24 protein-coding genes are annotated in these 22,979 nt (G+C 65.8%); 9 read left to right on the forward strand and 15 right to left on the reverse strand.

Features of this window, described 5'->3' with window-relative positions; all coding sequences use genetic code 11:
• Positions 1 to 122 precede the first annotated feature (122 nt).
• From gspF to gspC, 4 genes are all read right to left on the reverse strand, one after another.
• Positions 123 to 1,340: a type II secretion system inner membrane protein GspF gene (gene gspF, locus GBG68_RS10705; RefSeq protein ID WP_152147136.1), complete on the reverse strand. Its 1,218-nt coding sequence runs from the start codon at positions 1,338 to 1,340 to the stop codon at positions 123 to 125.
• A gap of 98 nt (positions 1,341 to 1,438) precedes the next feature.
• On the reverse strand, positions 1,439 to 2,950 hold the full coding sequence (gspE, locus tag GBG68_RS10710) for a type II secretion system ATPase GspE (protein WP_226801775.1): 1,512 nt from the start codon (positions 2,948 to 2,950) through the stop codon (positions 1,439 to 1,441).
• Positions 2,951 to 2,981: 31 nt separating this feature from the next.
• Positions 2,982 to 4,973, reverse strand: a complete 1,992-nt coding sequence (gene gspD / locus GBG68_RS10715) for a type II secretion system secretin GspD (protein ID WP_193222308.1) — start codon at positions 4,971 to 4,973, stop codon at positions 2,982 to 2,984.
• 40 nt (positions 4,974 to 5,013) lie between these two features.
• Positions 5,014 to 5,889 (reverse strand): type II secretion system protein GspC, encoded by an 876-nt coding sequence (gene gspC, locus GBG68_RS10720; RefSeq protein ID WP_152147140.1) that lies wholly within the window; start codon positions 5,887 to 5,889, stop codon positions 5,014 to 5,016.
• A gap of 301 nt (positions 5,890 to 6,190) precedes the next feature.
• On the opposite strand from gspC, the gene trxA reads away from it, so the two are divergent.
• Together trxA and rho are read left to right on the forward strand one after the other, a co-directional pair.
• The gene (gene trxA, locus GBG68_RS10725; RefSeq protein ID WP_152147142.1) at positions 6,191 to 6,517 is read left to right on the forward strand and encodes a thioredoxin TrxA; all 327 of its coding nucleotides are present in this window, start codon (positions 6,191 to 6,193) and stop codon (positions 6,515 to 6,517) included.
• 94 nt (positions 6,518 to 6,611) lie between these two features.
• The gene (gene rho / locus GBG68_RS10730; RefSeq protein ID WP_152147144.1) at positions 6,612 to 7,868 is read left to right on the forward strand and encodes a transcription termination factor Rho; all 1,257 of its coding nucleotides are present in this window, start codon (positions 6,612 to 6,614) and stop codon (positions 7,866 to 7,868) included.
• A 141-nt stretch (positions 7,869 to 8,009) separates the two neighbouring features.
• Here the strand turns inward: rho and GBG68_RS10735 are convergent, their stop codons facing one another.
• The 7 genes from GBG68_RS10735 to GBG68_RS10765 all read right to left on the reverse strand — a co-directional run bounded on the left by GBG68_RS10735 (position 8,010) and on the right by GBG68_RS10765 (position 13,305).
• Positions 8,010 to 9,017, reverse strand: a complete 1,008-nt coding sequence (locus tag GBG68_RS10735) for a hypothetical protein (RefSeq protein WP_152147146.1) — start codon at positions 9,015 to 9,017, stop codon at positions 8,010 to 8,012.
• A 112-nt stretch (positions 9,018 to 9,129) separates the two neighbouring features.
• A complete protein-coding gene (locus tag GBG68_RS10740) occupies positions 9,130 to 10,320 on the reverse strand; it encodes a hypothetical protein (protein WP_152147148.1) in 1,191 nt (396 codons plus the stop codon).
• 306 nt (positions 10,321 to 10,626) lie between these two features.
• Entirely contained in the window at positions 10,627 to 11,037 is a 411-nt protein-coding gene (locus GBG68_RS10745; RefSeq protein WP_152147150.1) for a putative toxin-antitoxin system toxin component, PIN family, read from the reverse strand.
• Positions 11,037 to 11,276 carry a ribbon-helix-helix domain-containing protein gene (locus GBG68_RS10750; protein WP_152147152.1) on the reverse strand — a complete coding sequence of 80 codons (240 nt, stop codon included), beginning with the start codon at positions 11,274 to 11,276 and terminating at the stop codon, positions 11,037 to 11,039. The genes GBG68_RS10745 and GBG68_RS10750 overlap by 1 nt, the downstream gene beginning before the upstream one ends.
• Before the next feature lie 63 nt (positions 11,277 to 11,339).
• Complete coding sequence (folA, locus tag GBG68_RS10755) at positions 11,340 to 11,846, reverse strand: type 3 dihydrofolate reductase (protein WP_152147154.1); 507 nt, start codon at positions 11,844 to 11,846, stop codon at positions 11,340 to 11,342.
• 57 nt (positions 11,847 to 11,903) lie between these two features.
• Positions 11,904 to 12,290, reverse strand: coding sequence for a GxxExxY protein (locus GBG68_RS10760; RefSeq protein ID WP_152147156.1), 387 nt, complete (start codon positions 12,288 to 12,290; stop codon positions 11,904 to 11,906).
• 220 nt (positions 12,291 to 12,510) lie between these two features.
• Complete coding sequence (locus tag GBG68_RS10765; protein WP_152147158.1) at positions 12,511 to 13,305, reverse strand: thymidylate synthase; 795 nt, start codon at positions 13,303 to 13,305, stop codon at positions 12,511 to 12,513.
• A 217-nt stretch (positions 13,306 to 13,522) separates the two neighbouring features.
• Between GBG68_RS10765 and GBG68_RS10770 the strand changes: the two genes are divergently transcribed.
• Together GBG68_RS10770 and GBG68_RS10775 are read left to right on the forward strand one after the other, a co-directional pair.
• On the forward strand, positions 13,523 to 13,765 hold the full coding sequence (locus GBG68_RS10770; protein ID WP_152147160.1) for a type II toxin-antitoxin system Phd/YefM family antitoxin: 243 nt from the start codon (positions 13,523 to 13,525) through the stop codon (positions 13,763 to 13,765).
• Positions 13,762 to 14,025: a Txe/YoeB family addiction module toxin gene (locus GBG68_RS10775; protein ID WP_152147161.1), complete on the forward strand. Its 264-nt coding sequence runs from the start codon at positions 13,762 to 13,764 to the stop codon at positions 14,023 to 14,025. Before GBG68_RS10770 ends, GBG68_RS10775 begins: the two co-directional genes overlap by 4 nt.
• Positions 14,026 to 14,192: 167 nt before the next feature.
• Here GBG68_RS10775 and lgt read toward each other — a convergent pair whose 3' ends face one another.
• Positions 14,193 to 14,984: a prolipoprotein diacylglyceryl transferase gene (gene lgt / locus GBG68_RS10780; RefSeq protein ID WP_152147163.1), complete on the reverse strand. Its 792-nt coding sequence runs from the start codon at positions 14,982 to 14,984 to the stop codon at positions 14,193 to 14,195.
• 181 nt (positions 14,985 to 15,165) lie between these two features.
• Positions 15,166 to 16,368, reverse strand: a complete 1,203-nt coding sequence (locus tag GBG68_RS10785; RefSeq protein WP_152147165.1) for a class I SAM-dependent rRNA methyltransferase — start codon at positions 16,366 to 16,368, stop codon at positions 15,166 to 15,168.
• Between the two features lie 203 nt (positions 16,369 to 16,571).
• Between GBG68_RS10785 and GBG68_RS10790 the strand changes: the two genes are divergently transcribed.
• The 3 genes from GBG68_RS10790 to argA all read left to right on the forward strand — a co-directional run bounded on the left by GBG68_RS10790 (position 16,572) and on the right by argA (position 19,887).
• Complete coding sequence (locus GBG68_RS10790; RefSeq protein ID WP_152765714.1) at positions 16,572 to 17,225, forward strand: TIGR04211 family SH3 domain-containing protein; 654 nt, start codon at positions 16,572 to 16,574, stop codon at positions 17,223 to 17,225.
• Between the two features lie 185 nt (positions 17,226 to 17,410).
• Positions 17,411 to 18,577 carry an acetylornithine deacetylase gene (gene argE / locus GBG68_RS10795; protein ID WP_152147169.1) on the forward strand — a complete coding sequence of 389 codons (1,167 nt, stop codon included), beginning with the start codon at positions 17,411 to 17,413 and terminating at the stop codon, positions 18,575 to 18,577.
• A complete protein-coding gene (gene argA, locus GBG68_RS10800) occupies positions 18,574 to 19,887 on the forward strand; it encodes an amino-acid N-acetyltransferase (protein ID WP_152147171.1) in 1,314 nt (437 codons plus the stop codon). Before argE ends, argA begins: the two co-directional genes overlap by 4 nt.
• Before the next feature lie 6 nt (positions 19,888 to 19,893).
• On the opposite strand, the gene GBG68_RS10805 is transcribed toward argA, so the two are convergent.
• Both GBG68_RS10805 and GBG68_RS10810 read right to left on the reverse strand, forming a co-directional pair.
• A complete protein-coding gene (locus GBG68_RS10805; protein WP_152147173.1) occupies positions 19,894 to 20,229 on the reverse strand; it encodes a tetratricopeptide repeat protein in 336 nt (111 codons plus the stop codon).
• 39 nt (positions 20,230 to 20,268) lie between these two features.
• Positions 20,269 to 20,931: an O-methyltransferase gene (locus GBG68_RS10810; RefSeq protein ID WP_152147175.1), complete on the reverse strand. Its 663-nt coding sequence runs from the start codon at positions 20,929 to 20,931 to the stop codon at positions 20,269 to 20,271.
• Positions 20,932 to 21,097: 166 nt separating this feature from the next.
• On the opposite strand from GBG68_RS10810, the gene cpdA reads away from it, so the two are divergent.
• Both cpdA and GBG68_RS10820 read left to right on the forward strand, forming a co-directional pair.
• A complete protein-coding gene (gene cpdA, locus GBG68_RS10815; RefSeq protein ID WP_152147177.1) occupies positions 21,098 to 21,925 on the forward strand; it encodes a 3',5'-cyclic-AMP phosphodiesterase in 828 nt (275 codons plus the stop codon).
• Positions 21,918 to 22,979, forward strand: coding sequence for a hypothetical protein (locus GBG68_RS10820; protein WP_152147179.1), 1,062 nt, complete (start codon positions 21,918 to 21,920; stop codon positions 22,977 to 22,979). The genes cpdA and GBG68_RS10820 overlap by 8 nt, the downstream gene beginning before the upstream one ends.

Consider the following 22,979-nt stretch of genomic DNA (forward strand, 5'->3'; position numbering starts at 1 on the left):
ATGGGCGGAAAACCTCGGTCTGTGCGTTTGGGTTGCTTATTAGACGCCAAGCGTTTTGGTCTAAATGTTAATTGGTTCAATTATTTATTGTTCGTCGCCGGGAGGGGACAGGGGTGCCCCGTTCAGCCCACCAGCTGGTTGAGCTGGAAGATGGGCAGCAGCACGGCGAGCACGATCACCATGACGATACCACCCATGCCGAGGATCAGCACCGGTTCGAACACCGCGAGCAGGGAGGCGACCATGCCCTCGATCTCCCGTTCCTGGTTCACCGCGGCGCGCTCCAGCATCTGCTCCAGCCGGCCGCTGCCCTCGCCGCTGGCGATCAGGTGCAGGGTCATGGGGGGGAGCTGGCCGGTGCGCTCCAGGGACTTGGCGATGCCGGTGCCCTCGCGCACCCGCACGGCGGCGTCCTCCACCGCCTCGCGCATGGGGATGTTGGAGATGACCTGGGCGGCGATGCGCAGGGCTTCCAGCACGGGTACGCCGCTGCCGGTGAGGATGCTGAAGGTGCGGGCGAAGCGGCCGGTGTTGAGCCCCCGGGCCAGCTTGCCCACCAGGGGTACGCGCAGGAGCAGCCCGTGCACCCGGCGGCGGAAGGGATAGCGGCGCATGGCCAGCGCGAAGGCGAGCACGATGGCGACGATGATCAGCAGCAGCCAGAGCCAGTAATCGCGCAGGAAGTCGCTCACCGCGATCAGGCCTACGGTGAGGGGCGGCAGTTCCTGGCCGATGTTGTCGAACACCCCGGTGACCTTGGGCACCACCCAGGTGAGCAGGGCGATGACCACGCCGGTGGCCACCAGCAGCAGGCTCATGGGATAGAAGAGCGCCACCTGGATCTTCTGGCGCAGAACCTGGCGGCTTTCGGTGTAATCGGCCAGACGTTCCAGCACCACGTCCAGATGCCCGGTGTGCTCGCCGGCGGCAACCGTGGCACGGTAGAGCTCCGAGAAGCTGCGGGGGAAATCGGCCATGCCGTCGGCCAGGGTGTGGCCTTCCATGACCCGGGAGCGCACCGCGGTCATCATGCTGCGCAGGCGCGGTTTCTCGGTCTGCTGGGCGACGGCGCGCAGGGCTTCTTCCAGGGGTTGGCCGGAGCCCACCAGGGTGGCGAGCTGGCGGGTGAGCAGGGCCACGTCCTTGGCGCTCGCGCCCCGCTGCAGGCCGCGACGGCGGGTGGCGCCACGGCTGCTTTGCTCGGCGATGCCTTCCACATCCAGGGGGATCCAGCCCTGCTCACGCAGTTGCGCGCGCACCTGGCGGGCGGTGTCGCCTTCCAGTACGCCCTTGCGCTCCTTGCCGCGCTCGTCCAGTGCCTTGTATTCGAATGCGCCCATGGAATTATCCGGGTGGGGTGGACGCGGGATCGCGGCCAGGAGCCGCTCCTACAGTGGGTGGTGCCACCCTGTAGGAGCGGCTCTTGGCCGCGATTCCCTTAATCCTCCGTGCTGACCCTTAATACCTCTTCCAACGTGGTTTCCCCCGCCAACACCCGCTGCGCGCCATGCTGGCGCAGACTCGGGGTGCGCTGGCGGGCGCGCTGCTCCAGCGCCAACTCGCCGGCGCCGTCATGGATCAGGGTGCGCATGGCCTCGTCGATCACCACCAGCTCGAACAGCCCCGCCCGGCCCTTGTAGCCGATGTGGTTGCAGTGCTCGCAGCCCACCGGGCGGTACATGGTCACCGGCTCGCCGGGGCTGATGCCCAGCGCCTGGCAATCGGCCTCGGTGGCCTCGTAGGGCTGCTTGCAGCGCGGGCACAGGGTGCGCACCAGACGCTGGGCCAGTACGCCGACCACGCTGGAGGCCAGCAGGAAGGGCTCCACGCCCATGTCCCGCAGCCGGGTGACCGCGCCCACGGCGGTGTTGGTGTGCAGGGTGGAGAGCACCAGATGGCCGGTGAGCGAGGCCTGCACCGCGATCTCGGCGGTCTCCAGATCGCGGATCTCGCCGATCATCACCACGTCCGGATCCTGGCGCAGGATGGCGCGCAGGCCGCGGGCGAAGCTCATGTCCACCTTGGTGTTCACCTGGGTCTGGCCGATGCCTTCCAGGTAGTACTCGATGGGGTCTTCCACCGTGAGGATGCTGCGGCTGGCATCGTTGAGCTCGGTGAGCCCGGCGTACAGGGTGGTGGTCTTGCCCGAGCCGGTGGGGCCGGTGACCAGGAAGATGCCGTGGGGGCGGTGGATCAGTTCGTCGATCTCGCGCTTGAAATGCTCATCCAGCCCCAGGTGCGCCAGGTCCAGCCGCCCGGCCTGCTTGTCGAGCAGGCGCATGACCACCCGCTCGCCGTGGCCCGAGGGCAGGGTGGAGACGCGCACGTCCACCGCCCGGCCGGCGATCTTCAGCGAGATGCGCCCGTCCTGGGGCAGGCGCTTCTCGGCGATGTCCAGCTTCGCCATGACCTTGATACGGGAGGTGAGTAGCGGCGCCATCACCCGCGGCGGCTGGAGGATTTCCTTCAACACGCCGTCGATGCGAAAACGCACCACCAGGCGGGCCTCGAAGGGTTCGATGTGGATATCGGACGCGCCTTCCTTGATCGCCTCGGTGAGCAGGGCGTTGATCAGGCGGATGATGGGCGCGTCGTCCTCGCTCTCCAGCAGGTCCTCCGGTTCCGGGAGGCTGTCGGCGATGCGCGAGAGATCCATGTCGGCGCCGATGTCTTCCATCGCGGCCATGGACTCGCCGGTGCTGGTCTCGTAGCTCTGCTGCAGCAGGCGGTTGAAGGCGTCCTCGCGCACTTCTTCCACCTGCAGGGGGCGCTGCAGGCTGCGGCGCAGTTCGCTCAGGCTGTGGGCCCGGGTGCCGGGGCGGCAGATCACATGGGCCCGGTGCTCGTCGAGTTCGGTGACCAGCAGCCCGTGGCGCTTGGCGAAGCCGAAGGAGGGGCGTCGGCCCAGGCCGCCACCGGCCTCCTGGTCACGGGCATCGGCTTGTTGCAGAACTTCGCTGGTATCTTCCACGGGCGTGACCCTATTCGCTTTGGCCGAAGGGGATCGGCAGCCGGGTGGTCTCGTAATCGGGCAGCAGCGGCGGATCCTGATCGGGCATCAGGCGGATGCCGCGCTCGCGCTGGCGCAATTGTTCCTCACGCATCTGGTTGTACTTGCGGCCGGTGTAGTAGTCCATGGCCCGCTCGCCGCGCATGATCTGCGGGCGCAGGAAGACGGTGAGGTTGCGCTTGCCCTTACTGGCATCGCGGTAGCGGAAAAGTTCCCCCAGCACCGGCACGCCGCCGAGCACCGGCACGCGCTGCTCGCGCTCGTCCACCTGTTCGTCGATCAGCCCGCCCAGCACCACCAGGCTGCCGTCGTCCACCAGTACGCTGGTCTTGATGGTGCGCTTGTTGGTGCGGAAGCCGGCCTCGGTTTCCTGGCCCACGGTGGAGGATTCCTGCTCGATCTCGAGCATCAGGGAATCGCCCTCGTTGATCTGCGGCTTGACCTTGAGGATCAGGCCCACGTCCTCGCGCTCTATGGTCTGGAAGGGGTTGCCCACGCCGGATTCGCTCTCGAAGCGGCCGGTGAGGATGGGGATGTTCTCGGCCACCCGGATCTCGGCCTCCTGGTTGTCCAGGGTGAGGATGGAGGGGGTGGAGAGGATGTTGGTGTCATTGCTGGTGGACAGCGCCCGGATCAGTGCGGCCCAGCGCACCGAGCCGCTGATATCGCCCACCAGCGCGGTCATGCCGGAGCCTATGCTGACGTTGCTCAGATCGCCGCCGGCGAGCACCGCGCTCAGGATGGAGCCGAAGCTGGAGCCGCCGGCGTCGCTGGAGCTGAAGTTGGTGCCCACACCGCCGTAATCGCCGGAATCGTCGGTAGCACCCCACTGCACGCCGAATTCCCGCCCCTGGTTGAAGGCGATCTCGGCGATGGCCGCCTCGATGAGCACCTGGGCGCGGCGCACGTCCAGCTGTTTCACCACCGTCTCCAGCGATTGCAGGATGCTGGGCGGGCCGCTGACGACCAGAGAGTTGGTGGCCTCGTGCGCCTGGATGTTGACTCGCTCGCCGGCCTGGGCGCGGCCTTGCTGGTTGCCGCCTTCCGCCTGCTGGCGGGTCTGCTCGATGTTCTCGCTCACACCGGTGAGCACGGGCACCAGGTCTTCGGCCTTGGCGTACTTCAGATACAGCACCCGGGTACCGCCCTCCTGGTCGAGCGGCTGGTCCAGTTGCGCGATCAGCGCGCGCATGCGGGCGCGGCTCGCCCGGTCGCCGCTGATCAGGATGCTGTTGCTGCGCTCGTCGGCGGCAAGCTTCAGCTGGGCGCTGGGCGGGCCCTCGGCGCCGGGCGCACCGCTTTGCTCCAGCCCTTCGATGATGCCCACCATCTCCAGGGCGGAGGCGTGCTTCAGGGGGACCACTTCGATTTCGTCATCGCTCGCCCGGTCGATGCGGCTGATGAGCTCGCGCATGCGCTCCACGTTGGCGGCGCGGTCGGAGATGATCAGCACATTGGTGGGCGGGTAGGCCGCCAGGTGGCCCTGCTGCGGTACCAGCGGGCGCAGGATGGGGATCAACTGGGCGACGGGGATGTTCTCCACGCTGATGATGCGGGTGACCACCTGATCGCCGGCCCCCGGGGCCTCGCCGGGCTCGGGCCCCAGCTGCTTGGCGTTCACGTCGGGCACGATCTTGGTGACCTCGCCGCTGCGGATGGCCGAGAAGCCATGCACCTGCAGGATGGACTGGAACACTTCGTAGAGTTCGTCGGCGTTCATGGGCCGCTTGGAGACCACGGTGATCCGCGCCTTCACCCGCGGGTCGACGATGAAGTTCTCGCCGGTGATCTCGGAGACGGTGCTGATCAGCGCCGAGAGATCCGCATCCTTGAGGTTGAGGGTGATCTCTTCCCGGGGCGCGGCCTGCTGATCGTTCTGGGCGTGCAGGGTGCCGATGCCGCCCAGCAGCAGCGCCCCGGTGAGCAGGGCGGCGAGGGTGGCGCTCGCGCGGCGCGGCCGCATTGGCTTGTGCTGTTCAATCATGGCTCGGCCTTGTTGTTCCTTACCGAAACTGGACTTGCACGGTCTGGGACCGGCCGTCGCGTTGTATGGTCAGTTGCAGTGAGTCGGCTTGGGCGATGGTGTCTATCATCTCGAAGCCGCGATCCATGGAATCCAGTTCCACGCCATCCACGTGGGTGACGACATCCCCCGCCTGCAGCCCGGAGGCTTCCAGCACCGAGGCGTCCGGGCCGGGGTTGATGCGAAAGCCCTGGAACCGGCCGTTTTCCACCACCGGCTCGGGGCGCAGGTAGCGGGTGATGTTCTGGGGGTTGTCGAGAATCTCGCGGCGGTAGTTGTCCAGCACGCCGGCCTGGGGCTGGGAGGCGCCGGCGTCCGGGGTGGCGGGGCGCTCGCGGGTGGCGGCGCTGCCCTCGGGCAGGGTCTCGCGCGGCAGGCGCAGGGTCTCGAAGCGACCCTCGCGGCGCAGGATCACCCGGTCCGGCTGAATCTGTTCGATCGCGGCATTGCCCGGCACGTCGTCGTCCACCCCGTAGAATTGTTCCTCGCCACCGGCGCCGATGATGGCGAGTGCCTTATCAGGATTGGGGTTGTAGAGGATGCCGCGCAAGGTCAGGTCCAGGCGCGTGTCCGGGGCGTCGATGGTGCGCGCGGCGGGCGCTTCCGTGTCGCGCTCGGCGCGGCCGAACAGATGCAGCGCCGGCAGGCGAGAGAAATCCGGCCCCTGGCGGGCGGCGTCGGTGCTTGGCGGCGCGGGGGGTGGCGGTACCTGCCGGGGTTCCGGCAGCAGGGTCCAGCTCAGCCGGGCCAGGCTCCAGGCGAGCAGGGCCACCAGCACCACGGCGCTCCAACGCGCCGTGCGGTCCAGGGCAGCGGCGCTGGGTCTGGCATCGAGTCTCAACAATGGCTTTCTCACGCAGTGCCCCCGGCGCGGGCGTTGTCTTGTCGCCTGGGGCGTTTTGTTTTATTGTGCGACCCAAGCTTAATGAAGGCGCGGGAGCGCAGCAACAAGCAGGCGCTCCAGAGCCCTTTTCAATTCCGTTGACACTTCACTATGTGGTCGCTAAGGTTGGCGATAAACCCGTGGCGTGATCGTTGCGCCATGCGTCCCGCCTGGGCCGGAAGCCTGCTTTGATTCGGCCCTCCGGCGCCCCCATAGCGAATCCCGAATACCACCGATCCGCATTACCCTGAGCGATACCTGGAGGCAGCCAACCGTGAGCGGCAAGATCGTCCACGTCACCGACGCCACGTTCGAAGACGAAGTCATCAACAGCAGCGAGCCCGTTCTGGTCGATTACTGGGCCGAGTGGTGCGGACCGTGCAAGATGATCGCGCCCATCCTCGACGAGGTGGCCGAGCAGTACGGTGACAAGCTGAAGGTGGTGAAACTGAACATCGACGAGAACCCGGAGACGCCGCCCAAGTTCGGCATCCGCGGGATCCCGACCCTGATGCTGTTCAAGGCCGGCGCGGTGGAGGCGACCAAGGTGGGCGCCCTGTCCAAGTCTCAGCTCTCAGCCTTCGTGGACAGCAACCTGTGAATTCCCCTGACGGCCGCGCCTCGCGCGGCCGTCGGTTTTTGACCGTTTCCTTCCCGACCCCAATCACTCCATCCCCTGAAAAACATCCCGAACCATGAATCTGACGGAACTCAAGCAAAAGCCCGCCACTGAATTGATCGAAATGGCGCAGGCCATCGGCATCGAGGGCATGGCGCGCAATCGTAAACAGGACGTGATCTTCTCCCTGCTCAAGGCGCACGCCAAGAAGGGCGAGGACATTTATGGCGACGGGGTGTTGGAGATCCTGCAGGATGGCTTCGGCTTCCTGCGCTCCGCCGACAGCTCGTACCTGGCCGGGCCGGACGATATCTACGTCTCGCCCAGCCAGATCCGGCGCTTCTCGCTGCGCACCGGGGACACCATCTCCGGCAAGATCCGCCCGCCCAAGGAGGGGGAGCGCTACTTCGCCCTGCTCAAGGTCAGCGAGATCAACTTCGAGAAGCCCGAGAACGCCAAGAACAAGGTGCTGTTCGAGAACCTCACGCCGCTGTTCGCCAAGGAGCGCCTGTTGCTCGAGCGCGGCAACGGCAGCACCGAGGATCTCACCGCCCGGGTGATCGACCTGGCCTCGCCCATCGGCAAGGGGCAGCGCGGCCTGATCGTCTCCCCGCCGAAAGCGGGCAAGACCATGCTGCTGCAGAACATCGCCCAGAGCATCGCCGCCCAGAACCCGGAGTGCTATCTGATCGTGCTGCTCATCGACGAGCGGCCCGAGGAAGTGACCGAGATGGCGCGCACGGTGCGTGGCGAGGTGGTGTCCTCCACCTTCGATGAGCCGGCGAGCCGCCATGTGCAGGTGGCCGAGATGGTCATCGAGAAGGCTAAACGCCTGGTGGAGCACAAGATGGACGTGGTGATCCTGCTGGATTCCATCACCCGTCTGGCCCGCGCCTACAACACCGTGGTGCCCAGCTCCGGCAAGGTGCTCACCGGTGGTGTGGACGCCAACGCGCTGCACCGACCCAAGCGCTTCTTTGGCGCTGCGCGCAACATCGAGGAAGGCGGCAGCCTGAGCATCATCGCCACCGCCCTGGTGGAGACCGGCTCGCGCATGGATGACGTGATCTACGAGGAGTTCAAGGGCACCGGCAATATGGAGATCCATCTGGATCGGCGCATTGCCGAGAAGCGGATTTATCCCGCCATCAACATCAACCGCTCCGGCACCCGTCGGGAAGAGTTCCTGATGAAGCCGGACGAGATGCAGAAAGTGTGGATCCTGCGCAAGCTGCTGCACCCCATGGATGAGCTGGCGGCCATCGAGTTCCTGCTGGACAAGCTGAAGGATACGAAGACCAACGGCGAGTTCTTCGATTCGATGAAGCGCTGAGGCGGCTTCTGGCGGGATAAGAGAAAAGGGGCCGATGGCCCCTTTTTCGTGTCCGGTTTCCCCCTGTAGGAGCGGCTCATGGCCGCGATTCCCGCCCGCTAAAGGCAATCGCGGCCAAGAGCCGCTCCTACAGGTCCTGGATCAGTCGGCCAGCGTGATCGGATCATCCTCTCGCGGTGCCTGGCCGCTCACCAGACGGGCGATGGCCAGATCATTACCCGCGAGGCTCACCACCTCCAGCACCCCCTTGTGCGCGCCCGGCATCCAGGCGGCGACACTGCCCGAGGGGGAGCGGATGATCTTGCCGCCATCGCGCACAGCCAGCCGGTCCCCGGGCTTCAGGCCGGACTCGGCGCCGGCCGCGAGGTAGAAATCCTCACCTTCGGCGGCAAAGGCGCGGGTAAACCAGGGGGCAATCCTGGAGCGTTCCAGGGCGCTGAGCAGGAGTTTGTCACCCAGGGCTTCCAGAGACAGTCGCGGCACCTGTGCGTCTACCACGGGCAGATGCACGGCGTGGGCGGGGTAGTCGATACCCAGGGCGGTGTCGATCTCCTGGATGCGCAGCACCAGGCGATCCTCGTCGCGTTCCGCCAGTTCCACCACGCTTAGTACCCGCAGGCCAGGGTAGAGGGCCAGGGCGCGGGCGCAATCCACGCTGGCCTCACCGCAGCGGGCGTCCCGCAGGGCGCGCTGAAGCTCGGTCTGGCCGACCAGGGAGAGAGGATAGTCCGGTGCAACACCGGCCAGCGCGGCGCCAATCTGGCCGCCCAAGGCCGAGCCGGCGAGTTCCTCGCCCAGCAGGACGCCTACCTTGTTGCGAACACCGGTGAACTCCAGCGCGGCGGTTCGCTCAGGTGTACGGCTGGGGGCGCTGCCTTCGGCGGCGCGGCGGATCAGCTCGCGCTCCAGTTGCTCTATACGGGACGTCTGTTCCGCCAGTTGCTCTTCCTGCTTGCGGTTGCCGAACAGGTCGTCGAACAGGCCGGGTTCGTCGTTGTCCCAGCTGGCCTCGGATTGCAGAAAGGGGTTTTTTGTGTCGGACTTGCCGGCTTGCTGCCTTTCAAGTTCCGTATTCGGGCCGCTGGAGCCGCAGCCGGCGATCAGCAGTATCAGCAGGGCGCTGGCCGCGCTCTTGAAGGGGTGGCGCATCGGGCAACCTCGTGGGCGTGTGTGATGAAGCGCATAGGGTACGAGAAAGCCGAATCGGGCACAAAAAAGAGGCGCCGAAGCGCCTCTTCTTGTGGAACCTGTTGCGACTAACTTAGAAGTTGGTCTTCAGGTTCACGCTGAAGGCATAGGCGTCTTCAGTAGCAGCATTGGCGATCTGGTCGTTCTCGCCGAGCATGCCGGCCGTGGCCCACACGGTGGTGGACGGAGCGACCTGGTAGTGGGCCTGGAGGTCCGCGAACTCGCTGCTGTCGTCGCCGGCCGCGCCGTTATCGACGTCGATGTAGCCCACGGCGCCAACCAGCTTCAGCTTGTCGGTGACGTTGCCGGTGACGCGAAGGGCAATCACGTCGCGGTCCACGTCTTCCTGGCCGAGGCCGCCAATGGCGTACACGCTGGTGGCGGACTGGTTGTTGTCCGGGCTGTTGTTGATCAGCGAGGAGAAGGTGTCGAAGCCGCCACCAACCAGGCCGCCGTCACGGGTGCCGACGTACTGAGCTTCCACCTTGACCGGGCCCACGTCCAGGGCGCCGCGCAGGTAGGCGCTGAGGCTGCCGTCGTCGGTGAAGCCGGGGGTGTCACCGAAGAACTGACCCTTGTCACCGCCCCACAGGAGGTTGAAGCCACCGGTCAGGGTGACGGGGCCGACGGTGCCGCTGACCCAGGGGGAGAATGCCATGACTTCGTGCAGCCAGGCCGTGTCTTCGTGGCCGTCAAAGTAGGCCAGCAGGGCGCCCCAGCTGAGGCCGCCGGCGGAGCCAACGGCGGCGGCGGCATACAGGTCGCCGTCGTCCTGAGTGTTGCCAAGAGCACCTTCAACGCGCTTGTCGGTCAGCAGCACCAGGGTGGTGCCGCCCATCGGCTTGATGAAGCTGATACGGTCACGACGGTCGTCGGAGGTCAGCAGGTGGTTGTTCCAGTTGGCTTCCTGGCGACCCACGCGAACGATACCGCCGAGCATCGGGATCTGCACGAAACCGTAGTCCAGGGAGACGGTGTCACGGCCGGTGTTGGTGTACGGGCCGGCGGGGCCGGCAATGCCGTCACCGGTCCAGTTGCGATCGCTCAGCACCAGACGAGTGTGCACCTGGATGCCGTCGTCGTTCTTGAAGTGGGCACGCACGCGGATGCGCTGGTCGTAGCCCTGCGTGCGCTCACGCGGAGAATCGCCGGTCTGCACGCTGTAACCGCGCACGTCGAAATCGCCGCCGAAGTCGACCTCGGCCTGAGCCGCGGGAACGCCCAGCAGGGCGGCCAGCGCCAGTGCGGAAGTGATCTTTTTCATTAGTGATCCCCTCGAAAGGTTTTTAAAAGTTTTCCCAGGATGGGCTTCGGTCAGAAGACCCCGGGGCCCTTGCCCGGTCGACGGCGAGCCGCCTGTTTTCAGGCCCTGTTGCGCGTCTGCAACACTCTCAGGGCTTCGTAGCATTTAAACCACGTGGGTCTTTCTACCGTAGTCGGTGTGGTAAATCAACACTTGTGTGCGATTTTCTTGTTGTGTTTTTGCAACTGGGTTTAACCGCAGAGGCGCAGAGGGCGCAGAGTTTTCTTTAGGGCTGCGCCGAGGTTTGGTCGGGCAGTGTCAGGAAGGTTATAGAGTCTCGGTACAGAAGGTGGCGGGTGTGACTATGCGTGTGCGATCAATGTGGCGTCTTTGTAGTAGGCCCGCGCGGTGGTCGCCGGTTACAAGGTAGTCGGCTTCGCCCTGGAGGGCCATGGCCAATAGGTAGGAGTCGTCCGGGTCGTCGGCTTCGATGTCGATGGTCAGACGCTCCAGTACAACGGCGCGCTGCAGGTTGTTGATCATCACGCCTACCTTGGCGGGTTGAAGGATGTCCTGGAGCTTGGGGTAGCGGCTGGCTCGGCGAATTTCGTCGAGCTGGATTCGCGATGTGACGACTTCAAAGCGTGCTGCGCGCCAGGCGCGATAAATCGCATCCGGTGCGCCGTGAGGAGAGATCAGCGCGCTGAACAGGATGTTGGTGTCCAGCACGACTCGCATCAGCGTTTGCGGGCCCAGGCAAGGGCTTCGTCAACTGCCTCGGTTATTTCTGCTTCGGTTCGTTCCGCGTTGTCGGCCTTGGCGGCTTCGGCGCTCAGCTCCAGCATGTGTGCTTTAACCGCTTCTTCAATGAAGCGCGATAGGTCACCTTTGCGGCCAGCGCCGCGGCTGGCGAGGAACATCCGCAGCGATTGGTCGGTGTCTGCGGAGACGGCGATGTTCCACCGTGTGGTGTTCATGTGGGCACTCCGTCGTTGGGTGTTTATGTGTCTATACACTGTTCGGCGATGTGAGGCAAGAGCTTAGATGTTGTGCCTGTGTCGTTCATAAGTTTGAAAGGCCAGGTCATACGCGTTGCTTTGATCCGCTGGGCGGTGTTCGCTGGCCGCAAGTCGCCACTCGTTCTCGAGCAAGGCCGGGAAGCGGGTGTCTCCAGCAATGTGCGCGTGTATGCGTGTGAGGTGCACCTGGTCGGCCTGCTCAAGGAACAAGCGGTAGATTTCCTCCCCTCCGATGATCATCACTTCCGCTACATCACCGGCTTCTGCCAGTGCGGCCTCCGGGCTGTCCACCACTGTGCAGCCTTCGGCGCTGTATCCCGGGTTGCGGGTAAGGATGATGTTGTGTCGACCCGGCAGGGGGCGGCCGATGGACTCGTAATTCTTGCGCCCCATGACGATCGGCTTGCCCTGGGTGAGGCGCTTGAAATGCGCCAGGTCCGCGGGCAGGTGCCAGGGCATGGCGTTGTCGCGCCCGATGACGTTGTTCTCGGTGGCGGCGGCGATGAGGGTGATGGTGGGTTTGGGCATGGTGGGGTTAACCGCAGAGGCGCAGAGAGCGCAGAGTTTCGCAGAGGGAGGCCTTGTTTAAAAGCGGTTGGCGACGCGGCGGATGCCGGCGGTGATTTTGACGGTGTTGAAGTTTAGTAAAAGGCCCAGGCGGAAATCGCCGTGGCGGAGGTAGGTCAGGAGTTGTGCGAGATGGATGTCGGCGAGTTCTGTCACCGCTTTTAGTTCAAGTGGCAGACGTTCGGCTACCAGGATGTCGATGCGATAACCGCAGTTGAGGCTGATGCCCTTGTAGCGTACGGGGAGGGACACTTGTCTGCGGAAGCTCAGGTTGCGGAGCTGAAGCTCGCGGCACAGCGCGGCTTCGTATGCAGACTCCAGCAGGCCCGGGCCGAGGGTGCGGTGTACTTCCACGGCGGCGCCGATGACGCGCTCTGTCAGCTCGTTGAGTTCCTGCTGTTCCAGGTTGTGCTGTGATCGCCCGAGGGGATGATTCAGTTGCTTCTCCTTACTGCTGTCGCGCGCCGTGCGTGGGTGATTGCCCGTTTGTATGGCCTGGGCGTTGTTGGCTCAAGGGTTACCGCAGAGGCGCAGAGGGCCGCAGAGTAAAAACAATCCAATCGTCTTTCTCTGCGGCCCTCTGCGCCTCTGCGGTAAAAACCCACCAAGGCGGGCGTGATACGCGCTACACGGCTACAGGCGCCTTGATGTGTGGATGGTGCTCATAACCCTCCACACTGATGTCCTCATAGGTAAAGGCGAATAGATCCTTTACCTGCGGATTCAGACGCAGGGTGGGCAGCGGCAGGGGGCCGCGGCTCAGCTGCAGATCGGCCTGCTCCAGATGGTTCAGATACAGGTGCGCGTCCCCCAGTGTGTGGATGAAATCGCCGGGCTCCAGCTCGCAGGCCTGGGCCACCATATGGGTGAGCAGGGCGTAGCTGGCGATATTGAAGGGCACGCCCAGGAAGATGTCGGCGCTGCGCTGGTAGAGCTGGCAGGAGAGCTTGCCCTCGGCGACATAGAACTGGAACAGGGTGTGGCAGGGCGGCAGGGCCATGTTCTCCACCTCCGCCACGTTCCAGGCATTGACCAGCATGCGGCGAGAGTCCGGGGTGTTTCGGATCTGCTCCAGCACCTGGCTGATCTGGTCGATGTGGCGCCCGTCGGCGGTGGGCCAGGAGCGCCACTGCACGCCGTAGACGGGGCCAAGCTCCCCCTGTTCGTCGGCCCACTCGTCCCAGATGGAAACGCCATGCTCTTTAAGGTAGGCGATGTTGCTGTCGCCACGCAGGAACCACAGCAGCTCGTGGATCACCGAGCGCAGGTGGATCTTCTTGGTGGTGACCAGGGGGAAGCCGTCGGCGAGAGCGAAGCGCATCTGATGGCCGAACACGGACAGCGTGCCGGTGCCGGTGCGATCCGCCTTGCGCACACCGTGCTGGCGTACGTGGCGCATGAGGTCGAGGTATTGCTGCATGTCTGACTATTCACCACAGAGACACAGAGGTTCACGGAGTGACGCAGCGTAACAGGATTCCCCTGCCAATTACCCTCCGTGATAACGGCAGGCACCTGTAGGAGCGGCTCCTGGCCGCGAATGCCCGACAGGCGTGGTCTATCGCATCGCGCACGCCTTGACGTACGTACGTTAACCCGTACAATTGTTGAAGGTTGAACATATCCAGAGGTGCGTCATGACCGGAATCACAGCCACCGAGGCGCGCAGCAGGCTTTATCGCTTGATCGACCAGGCCGCCGAGTCTCACCAGCCGATCGTTATCATGGGGAAACGGAACAAGGCCGTTCTGGTGTCCGAGGAAGATTGGTCCGCGATTCAGGAGACGCTCTACCTGCTCTCCGTTCCGGGAATGCGGGAGTCTATTCGTGAAGGAATGGATGCCCCCGTGGAGGGCTGTGCCGAGGAGCTGGACTGGTGACATGGACGTTGGTCTACACCAGGCAAGCGCGGAAGGATGCGAAAAAGCTGGCCGCCAGTGGCCTCAAGCCAAAAGCTCAGGAGTTGCTGGCATTGATCGCGCAAGACCCCTACCGCAGGCCGCCGCCGTTCGAGCGGCTGATCGGCGACCTTGCGGGGGCCTGCTCACGTCGCATAAATATTCAGCACCGGCTGGTGTATCAGGTGCTTGATGACGAACGGGTAGTGAAAGTGCTCCGCATGTGGAGCCACTACGAATAAGGCGCAGGCTGGCGCGCTCGGCGCCCGAGGTCGAGGTATTGCTGCATGTCCGAGTGTTCACCACAGAGGCACAGAGGGCACAGAGGTTCACGGAGTGAAGCAGCCTGACAGGATACACCGCCCCAAAAACTCTCTATGTATCTCTGTGCCCTCTGTGCCTCTGTGGTTCAAAAAGACGCTTGCCGGGAACGATAAGCCCAGCTCATCAACCCCAGCCCGCCCAGAATCATCGGCAGCGACAACAGCTGCCCCATGGTCAACCAGCCCCAGGCCAGATAGCCGATATGGGCATCGGGCATGCGGGCGAATTCGGCGAGCAGGCGGAACAGGCCGTAGGCGGCGAGGAACAGCCCGGCGACGCTGCCCGCCGGGCGCGGCTTGCGGGAGAAGACCCAGAGAATGAGGAAAAGCAGCAGGCCTTCCATGAAGGCCTGATAGAGCTGTGAGGGATGGCGCGCCAGTTCGCCCAGGGGCGGGTAGACCATCCCCCAGGGCAGATCGGTGGGCTTGCCCCAGAGTTCGCCGTTGATGAAGTTGCCGATGCGCCCCGCGCCCAGGCCGATGGGCACCAGCGGGGCGACGAAATCCATCAGTCGCAGATAGCCCACACCGGTCTTGCGCCGGAACAGCCAGGCGGCGGCGACGACGCCCAGCAGCCCGCCGTGGAAGGACATCCCGCCTTCCCAGATGCGCAGCAACATCAACGGGTTGGCAATGAAGTTGTTGAAATCGTAGAAGAGGATATAGCCCAGCCGCCCGCCGACCACGGCCCCCAGCGCCAGGTAGAACAGCAGGTCGTCAATCTGCGCCGGTCGCACCGGGCTGTGGGCCGTGCGCGCCCGCAGTCTCCCCAGCCACCAGGCGGCGGCGAAGCCCACCGCGTACATCAGCCCGTACCAGTGCACGGCCAGGGGCCCCAGGTTGATGGCCACCGGGTCTATGGCGGGGTATTGCAGCATGGTTCTGGAGTTCCTTCGGTGTAGGGTTTCACCACAGAGGCACAGAGACGCAGGAGGCCATGCGAGTATCGGCTTGGGCGCGAAGACCTGGTATCGCTATCTGGCTGCTATGCGGCGCTGGTCTTTCCGTGCAGGAAGGCCTCTTCCTCTGTGTGTCTCTGTGCCCTCTGCGCCTCTGTGGTTAAACACCTCCCAGCAGTACCCGCGAGAAAGCGGCTTTCAGGTAGCGCGTCTCGGGGATGGCCGGGTTGATCGGATGGTCCGCCGCCTGGCCCCCTGTCTCCACGACCTGCGCCTGCCGATCCAGGTGCCGGGCCGGTTTTAGCAGGGCCTGGAGGAAGTCCTCTTCGGTCAGGTGGGACGAGGAGGAGGCGCTGATCAGCATGCCGTCCTTGCCCAGCAATTGCATGGCCAGTTGGTTGAGCTGGCTGTAGGCCTTGAGGCCCACCTTGTAGTCCTTGCGCCGCTTGATGTAGGCCGGCGGGTCGAGGATCACGGTGTCGAAGCGGTGGCCGTCCTGCTTGAGCGCTCTCAGCGCTTGGGCGGCATCGCCTTCCAGCGCGGCGAAGCGCTCGGCGACGCCGTTCAGCTCGGCGTTGCGCTGGGCGAAGTCCAGCGCCTGCTCGTTGTTGTCGATGCACATCGCTTCCGCCGCGCCCATGGTCAGTGCCTGTATGCCCCAGCCACCGACGTAGCTGAACACGTCCAGCACCTTGCGATCGCGCACATAGGGCGCGAGGCGCGCCCGGTTGGCCCGGTGGTCGTAGTACCAGCCGGTCTTGGGGCCCCCGGTGGCGGGGACGAGAAAGCGGCAGCCGTTCTCTTCCACCGCCAGCTCGCTCGGCCCCTCGTCGCCGGCCCATTGCACGTACTGCTCCAGGCCCTCCAGCTCACGGATGGCGTTGTCCGCCCGCAGCAGGATGCGCCTCGGTGCGAGGGTCTGCTCCAGTGCCTCGACGATCTCGTTGCGCACCGCTTCCATGCCGGCGGTGTTGATCTGCAGCACGCAGACATCATCGAAACGGTCGATGATCAACCCGGACAAGCCGTCGCTATCGCCGTAGATCAGGCGGTAGAAGGGGCGCGGGTAGAGGCGTTCGCGCAGGGACAGGGCGACCTTGATGCGGTGCACCAGCAGCGAGCGGTTCAGTGGCTGCTCGGCGCTGCGGCTGACCAGCCGGGCGAAGATCAGCGACTGCGGATTGACGTAGGCACAGCCCAGCGCCTTGCCGCCGGCCTCGCGCAGTACCACCGACTGCCCGGCTTGGAAAGCCTTGAGCGGTGAGCGTCGGGTGTCCACCTCGTTGCCGAACACCCATAGGTGGCCGGCGCGCAAACGGCGCTCTTCGTGGGGCTTGAGCCAAAGATCCGCTAGCTCGCTCATGGGCGCTCCGTGGGTAAGGGCAAAGGGGCCGCTATGGTACCCGCAAGCGGGCGGGTGGCGAAACTCACGCCGCGCCTACAGCGGCAGGGGGGGCATGCACCGAATCGTGCGGTGTTTCACGGCTTCCGCGCAAGCCGCGCGTTTTGCGCCGTCCCGGCATCCTATACAATCGTTCGCCTCAAATGGTCTAGGTAATAAATGGAGTGAACAAGGTGCTGAAAAAGGGATTGATCCTCTGCTCGCTGCTGCTGGCCCCGGCGGCGCTGGCCGAATACGTCAGCGATCAGCTGGAAATCACGCTGCGCAGCGGGCCGACCAACCAGCATCGCATCACCCAGATGCTGGAAAGCGGCACCCGGCTGCAGGTGATGGAGCGCCAGGCAGGCTGGGCCCGTGTGCGCACCGCCCAGGGCCGGGAAGGCTGGGTGTTGGAGCGTTACCTGATGAGCCAGCCCAGTGCCCGGGACCGGTTGCAGCGCGCCCAGGCGCGGCTGGACGAGCTGCTGCAGGATGACCAGAGCCTGCGCAGCCGTCTGCTTGCCCAGCAGGAGCGCACCGCCGAACTGGAAGCGCAGGTGAGCACCCTGCAGGGCGAGAACAGCGCATTGAGCGACCGGCTGGAAACCGCCTCCCGCGGCCTGACCCTGGCCGACGAGAACCAGGAGCTGCAAAAGCGCATCGTTGACCTGCAGCGGGAAATCCAGGGCCTGGTCAACGAGACCGAGCGCCTGACCGATCGCAGCCGCCAGGACTGGTTCCTGGTGGGCGCGGGGGTGTTGTTCGGCGGCATGATCCTGGGGCTCATCCTGCCGCGCCTGCGCTGGAAGAAGCGCTCCAGCTGGAGTAGTGGTCTGTAGGGCGGAGATGTAACCACAGAGGCACAGAGGGCACGGAGATACACAGGGGAGAATGATGTTCATCGCGGCTGCGCTTTGCGTATGTGCCATGAACGTCATTACCGCACGCCTCTGTGTATCTCCGTGCCCTCTGTGCCTCTGTGGTTTAACCTTGTTCGATCATGCCCCTTGGTGAGGAACCCACCATGAACACCCCGGACCTTCGCCACATGCTCGAAGCCCTGATCGCCACGCCCTCGGTGAGCAGCGTGGACCCGGCGCTGGATCAGGGCAATCACGCGGTCACCGAATTGCTGGCGGAATGGGCCGAGGCGCTGGGCTTTGCGGTGGAAATCCAGCCGGTGCCGGAGGGGCCGGGCAAGAGCAATCTGATCGCCACCTTGGGGCGAGGCGAGGGCGGGCTGGTGCTCGCCGGCCATACCGACACCGTGCCCTTCGACGGCGAACTCTGGGCCAGTGACCCCTTCCGGCTGAGCGAGCGGGATGGCCGCTACTACGGCCTGGGCACCTCGGACATGAAGAGCTTTCTGGCGCTGGCGCTGGAGGCGGCCCGGGGGCTGCGGGCCGAGGACATGCGTCGCCCGCTGGTGATCCTCGCCACCGCCGATGAGGAAAGCGGCATGACCGGCGCCAAGGCGCTGCTGGACGCCGGTCGGCATTACGGGCGCCACGCGGTGATCGGCGAGCCCACCGGCATGCGCCCGGTGCGCATGCACAAGGGCATGATGATGGAGGCCGTGCGCATCGAGGGCCGCTCGGGGCATTCCAGCGACCCCTCCCTGGGGCTCAACGCCCTGGAGGCCATGACCGAGGTGCTCAACGAGATCCGCGCCTGGCGCGGCGAGTTGCAGGGCCGCTATCGTGACCCACGGTTCCAGGTGCCTGTGCCGACCCTGAACCTGGGCTATCTGCACGCCGGCGACAACCCCAACCGCATCTGCGGCCATGCCGAGTTGCACATCGACCTGCGCCCGCTGCCCGGCATGGGGTTGGAAGCCCTGCGCGAGGAGCTCGACCAGCGTCTGCGCGCGCGCCTCGGCGAGGGCATGGGGCGGCTGAGCGTGCGCTCCTTGTTCCCGGGTTTGCCCGCCATGGAAACCCCGGCGGCGGCACCAATTGTGGCGGCCTGCGAACAGCTCACCGGCAGCGAGGCCGGCGCGGTGGCCTTCGGCACCGAGGGGCCGTTCTTCCGGGAGCTGGGCATGGATGTGGTGATCATGGGGCCGGGGGATATCGAGCAGGCCCATCAGCCCGACGAGTACCTGCGACTGGACCGGATCGAGCCCACCGTGGCGCAGTTGCGTAGCCTGATCGAGCGTTTCTGTCTGCGCCCCGAGGAGACGAGCACGTGAACGACCTGCAGGATTACATCAGCTGGTTTCGCCGCAGCTCCCCGTACATCAATGCCCACCGGGGGCGCACCTTCGTGGTGGGCTTCAGCGGCGAGGCGGTGGCCGATCCGGAATTCGACCATCTGATTCATGACCTGGCCCTGCTCAACAGCCTGGGCGTGCAGCTGGTGCTGGTGCCCGGGGCGCGGCCCCAGATCGAGAGCCGCCTCAAGGAGCGGGGCGCGGAGCTGCACACCGTGAACGGCCTGCGGGTCACCGACGACGCCGCGCTGGCCTGTGTGAAGGAAGCCGTGGGCACCGTGCGGGTGGAGACCGAGGCGCTGCTCTCCATGGGCGTGGCCAATTCGCCCATGGCCGGTTACCGGGTCCAGGTGGCCTCGGGCAATTTCGTCATGGCTCGCCCCCTGGGGGTGCGCGATGGCGTGGATTACCGGCACACCGGCGAGGTGCGCCGGGTGGACGCCGCCGCCATCCGCGAGCGGCTGGCCGCCGGGGCGGTGGTGCTGGTCTCGCCGCTGGGTTACTCGCCCACCGGCGAGGTGTTCAACCTCTACGCCGAGGATGTGGCCTTCGCCGTAGCCGAGGCGCTGGGCGCGGACAAGTTGTTGTTCCTGCTGGAAGATGGCCGGCTGGTGGACGAGCGGGGTGAGCTGCTGCGGGAGTTGAGCGCCGCCGAGGCAAGCAGTCGGCTGTCGCAAGGCGAGGACCTGGAGCCGGAAGTGTATCGCCTGCTCGCCGGTGCGGTGCGTGCCTGCGAGCGCGGTGTGGGCCGGGTGCATCTGCTGGAGCGTCGCATCGACGGCGCGCTGCTGCTGGAGCTTTTCACCCGCGACGGTGTGGGCAGCCTGATCAGCGCCGGCTTGTTCGAGACCCTGCGCCAGGCTCAGTCGGATGATGTGGGGGGTGTGCTGGAGCTGGTGCGCCCGTTGGAGCGTGAGGGCGTGCTGGTGCCGCGTTCGCGTGCCTTGCTGGAGACCGAGATCGAGCGTTTCACGGTGATCGAACGCGACGGGATGATCATCGGCTCCGCGGCGCTCTCGCCCCTGGAAGGCTCCGATCTGGGCGAGCTTGCCTGCTTCGCGGTGCACCCGGATTATCGCCGGGGCGGGCGGGGTGACGCCTTGCTCTCGCAGGTGGAGAAGCTCGCCCGGGAGGCGGGCTTGCGCCGTCTGCTGGTGCTGACCACCCGCACCGCGCACTGGTTTCAGGAGCGAGGCTTCGAGCCGGCGGGCCTGGACGATGTGCCGCAAGGGCGCCGGGCCCGCTACGATGCCGGCCGCAACGCCCGCCTGTTCATCAAGACCCTGTAGGAGCAGCTACGGTTTGCTGGCGGCCATTTCGCCCAGCGCCTGTACGGCCCGCTGATCACCGCCCGCCGCGGCCTCGCGAATCAGGGCCAGCGCCTGGGTCCGGTCCTGTTTCACTCCCAGCCCGTAGAAGTACATATAGCCCAGCGCATACTGCGCCTGCGGGTTGCCGCTCATGGCCGCCTGCTGCAGCAGCGGCGCGGCCCGTTCGTAGTCTTCCGCCATGAAGGCGGCGCGGCCCTGCGCCAGCTGGGGTGATTCCGCCCGGGGCCCGGGCTGGGTGTTGGCGCAGCCGGCCAGCAGCAGCGTCAGCCCCAAGGCCATGAAAAATCCCTTGCGATGCATGTACTCTCCTTGGATGGGATGCCTGCGCGCTGCCCGCGCCTAAAGCTTGCGCGCCAGGGTCAGCCCGTCGCCCACCGGCAGCATGGAAAGCTCCACCCGCCGGTCATCCCGCAGCGCCGCGTTCACCTCGCGGATGGCCTGGGTGGTGGGCTCCTGGTCCCGGGGGTCGGCCACCCGGCCGTACCACAGCACATTGTCGATCATCACCAGCCCGCCCGGACGCAGCAGGCGCAGGGCGTGCTCGTAGTAGTTCAGGTAATTGCTCTTGTCCGCGTCGATGAAACACAGGTCGAAACTGCCCTCAACGCCGGCCTGCTCCAGCGCCTCCAGGGTTTCCAGCGCCGGCCCCAGCCGTAGATCGATGCGCTCGGCGACCCCGGCCTCTTCCCAGTAGCGCCGGGCGATGCTGGTCCATTGCTCGCTGAGGTCACAGGCCACCAGCCGACCGTCGGCCGGCAGAGCCCGGGCCAGGCACAGGCTGCTGTAGCCGGTGAAGACACCGATCTCCAGCACCCGGCGTGCCCCCATCAGGCGGGCCACCAGGCTCATGAACTGGCCCTGCTCGGGGGATATCTGCATGCGCGCCAGGGGCAGTTCCGCGGTTTCCTCGCGCAGACGGCGCAAAAGTGCATCCTCCCGCAGGGAAACTTCGCACAGGTAGTCGTATAACGGCGCCGAGAGCTGAAAACTTCGATTGCTCATGTGTTTGCTCCCCGGAGCGTGTCCTCGGTTCGAAATCATTTTGTGACAGGCCGTACAGACCTTGCGGGCTGTTTCGCTATACTGCCCGAAAATCGCCTTGCCTGCCGCCGGTCACATTTGTATGCAGCCTGCCGACGTCGGGCTCAATAAGAACAGGATACCCAGCATGCCCACAGCAGCGACAAGCTACTCCGGCGCGGGGGCGCCCCTGCGGGTGCTGCAGATCACCGACACGCACCTGTATGCCGACCCGGGCGGCCGTTTGGCCGGGCTGGTCACGGAGCAGTCCTGCGAGGCGGTGATCAACGAGGCGCTGCAGCGCAGCTGGCCGGTGGATCTGGTGCTGCTCACCGGGGATGTGGTGCACGACGGCAGCGAAAGCGGCTACCGGCGCGTGAAGGCCCGCTTCGAGCAGCTCGGCGTGCCCACCCTGGTGCTGCCGGGCAACCACGATGCCCCGGTCACGATGCGTCAGGTGTTCCGTGCCGGGCCGGTAAGTTATTGCGCCCATCATGCCCTCGGCGACTGGCAATTCCTGATGCTGGATTCCACCGTGGCCGGCGAGAGCGGCGGGCACCTGGCCGAGGCCGAGCTGCGGCGCCTGGATGAGGCCTTGAGTGCGGACCCGCGCCGTCATGCCCTGGTCGCGCTGCATCACCATCCGGTTTCCATGGACAGTCGCTGGATAGACAGCATCGGTGTCGCCAATGCGGAAGCGCTGTTCGCGGTGCTGGCGCGGCACCCGCAGGTGCGGGTGCTGCTCTGGGGGCATGTCCATCAGGCCTTCGACGAGGTCCGCGACGGCTTGCGTCTACTGGCCACGCCCTCCACCTGCATACAGTTTCGTCCCCGCCAGGATGAGTTCGGGCTGGACGAGCAGCCGCCCGGCTGGCGCCTGCTCGAGCTGCATGCCGACGGCCGGGTGGACACCGAGGTTCAGCGTTTGAACGCCGGTGATCTGGCCGTGGATCTGCGCTGCAGCGGTTATGTCTGAAGTCGAGCGGCTGAAGGCGGAGAACGAGCAGCTCAGGCAGCGCCTGGAGGAAGAGGGGCTGTATTTCCGCGGTGAGCTGGAGGCCAGCCGGCGCCTGCTCCAGGAGCAGAATACACTCTTGCAGGCGGCGGAGGTGGCCAAGCGCCGCCGGGCCGAGGAGGAGCTGGCGGCGCTCAAGGGCCAGCTGCGCGAGGCGCGGGAGCGGGCCGAGGCGAACGAGCGGCGCTGCGCGGAGCTGGAGCGCGCCTTGCAGGCCCAGGCCGAGGATCTGCGCCGTGAAGCCGCCGCCGAGCAGGAACGGCTGCGGCAATCGGTGCAGGCGGCCTGGCAGGACGCCGAAGAGGAAACCCAGCGCCTGGAGCGAGAGCTGTCCCGCAACCGGCTGGCTCTGGCCGAGGAAATGGAACAGCGCCGTGAATTGGAGCGGCGCTTGCGCGACGGTGGCGGTGGCGAGGACGCGGCCTTGAAGATGCTGTTGCGGGCGCAAAAGCGTGCCCTGCGGCAGGTGGACGCGGCCCGCCGCGCCGCCGAGCTGGAACTGGCCGAGCTCAAGGCTGGCGCGCCGGCGCCGCGTTTCGGTGGCGGTCTGAGTGGTGCTTTCGGAAACGCCCGGTCGGCAGATCCGGCGCCTCAGCGCCCAGCCCTGCAAAAGGCGAAAGACAACGAGCTCAACCAGGACGGCGCCTGGGCGAAGGTCACGCTGGGCGAGATGGACGAGGAGTTCAACGAGGAATTCCTGATGATGGGTGCGGATGAGTCCATGGGCGAGGTGCAGCGGCTGGAGGCCGCTGTCGTCGATCGGTCCGAGCGCTCCGAACCGGAGCCGGCCCCCGAAGCGCTGGAGAAAACCGCGCTCAGCGTTCAGCGCCCCCAACCCAGGAAGCCCGCACACACGCCATCGGCGGAAAGCCCCGCAGCCGCGGAGCGGGTGGACCGCAGCCGCTTCCAGTCCCCCGAGCCCGAGTCCGCCGCAGCCGCCAACGCCTGGCTGTGGCCCGTGCTTGGCGCGGCCGGTTTGCTGGGCGCCGGGGTACTGGGCTGGTTGCTGATCTGA

It is taken from the genome of Alkalilimnicola sp. S0819 (genome assembly GCF_009295635.1).
Lineage (GTDB): Bacteria > Pseudomonadota > Gammaproteobacteria > Nitrococcales > WHIW01 > S0819.

What these genes read in the sequence shown, in the direction of transcription:
- lgt (WP_152147163.1), bottom strand. Translation starts at nt 14,984, where the DNA reads ATGCTGCAATACCCCGCCATAGACCCGGTGGCCATCAACCTGGGGCCC.
- gspF (WP_152147136.1), bottom strand. Translation starts at nt 1,340, where the DNA reads ATGGGCGCATTCGAATACAAGGCACTGGACGAGCGCGGCAAGGAGCGC.
- GBG68_RS10770 (WP_152147160.1), top strand. Translation starts at nt 13,523, where the DNA reads ATGACCGGAATCACAGCCACCGAGGCGCGCAGCAGGCTTTATCGCTTG.
- GBG68_RS10745 (WP_152147150.1), bottom strand. Translation starts at nt 11,037, where the DNA reads ATGCGAGTCGTGCTGGACACCAACATCCTGTTCAGCGCGCTGATCTCT.
- GBG68_RS10735 (WP_152147146.1), bottom strand. Translation starts at nt 9,017, where the DNA reads ATGCGCCACCCCTTCAAGAGCGCGGCCAGCGCCCTGCTGATACTGCTG.
- gspD (WP_193222308.1), bottom strand. Translation starts at nt 4,973, where the DNA reads ATGCGGCCGCGCCGCGCGAGCGCCACCCTCGCCGCCCTGCTCACCGGG.
- rho (WP_152147144.1), top strand. Translation starts at nt 6,612, where the DNA reads ATGAATCTGACGGAACTCAAGCAAAAGCCCGCCACTGAATTGATCGAA.
- GBG68_RS10765 (WP_152147158.1), bottom strand. Translation starts at nt 13,305, where the DNA reads ATGCAGCAATACCTCGACCTCATGCGCCACGTACGCCAGCACGGTGTG.
- GBG68_RS10740 (WP_152147148.1), bottom strand. Translation starts at nt 10,320, where the DNA reads ATGAAAAAGATCACTTCCGCACTGGCGCTGGCCGCCCTGCTGGGCGTT.
- GBG68_RS10820 (WP_152147179.1), top strand. Translation starts at nt 21,918, where the DNA reads ATGTCTGAAGTCGAGCGGCTGAAGGCGGAGAACGAGCAGCTCAGGCAG.
- GBG68_RS10805 (WP_152147173.1), bottom strand. Translation starts at nt 20,229, where the DNA reads ATGCATCGCAAGGGATTTTTCATGGCCTTGGGGCTGACGCTGCTGCTG.
- argE (WP_152147169.1), top strand. Translation starts at nt 17,411, where the DNA reads ATGAACACCCCGGACCTTCGCCACATGCTCGAAGCCCTGATCGCCACG.
- cpdA (WP_152147177.1), top strand. Translation starts at nt 21,098, where the DNA reads ATGCCCACAGCAGCGACAAGCTACTCCGGCGCGGGGGCGCCCCTGCGG.
- GBG68_RS10750 (WP_152147152.1), bottom strand. Translation starts at nt 11,276, where the DNA reads ATGAACACCACACGGTGGAACATCGCCGTCTCCGCAGACACCGACCAA.
- GBG68_RS10810 (WP_152147175.1), bottom strand. Translation starts at nt 20,931, where the DNA reads ATGAGCAATCGAAGTTTTCAGCTCTCGGCGCCGTTATACGACTACCTG.
- GBG68_RS10785 (WP_152147165.1), bottom strand. Translation starts at nt 16,368, where the DNA reads ATGAGCGAGCTAGCGGATCTTTGGCTCAAGCCCCACGAAGAGCGCCGT.
- folA (WP_152147154.1), bottom strand. Translation starts at nt 11,846, where the DNA reads ATGCCCAAACCCACCATCACCCTCATCGCCGCCGCCACCGAGAACAAC.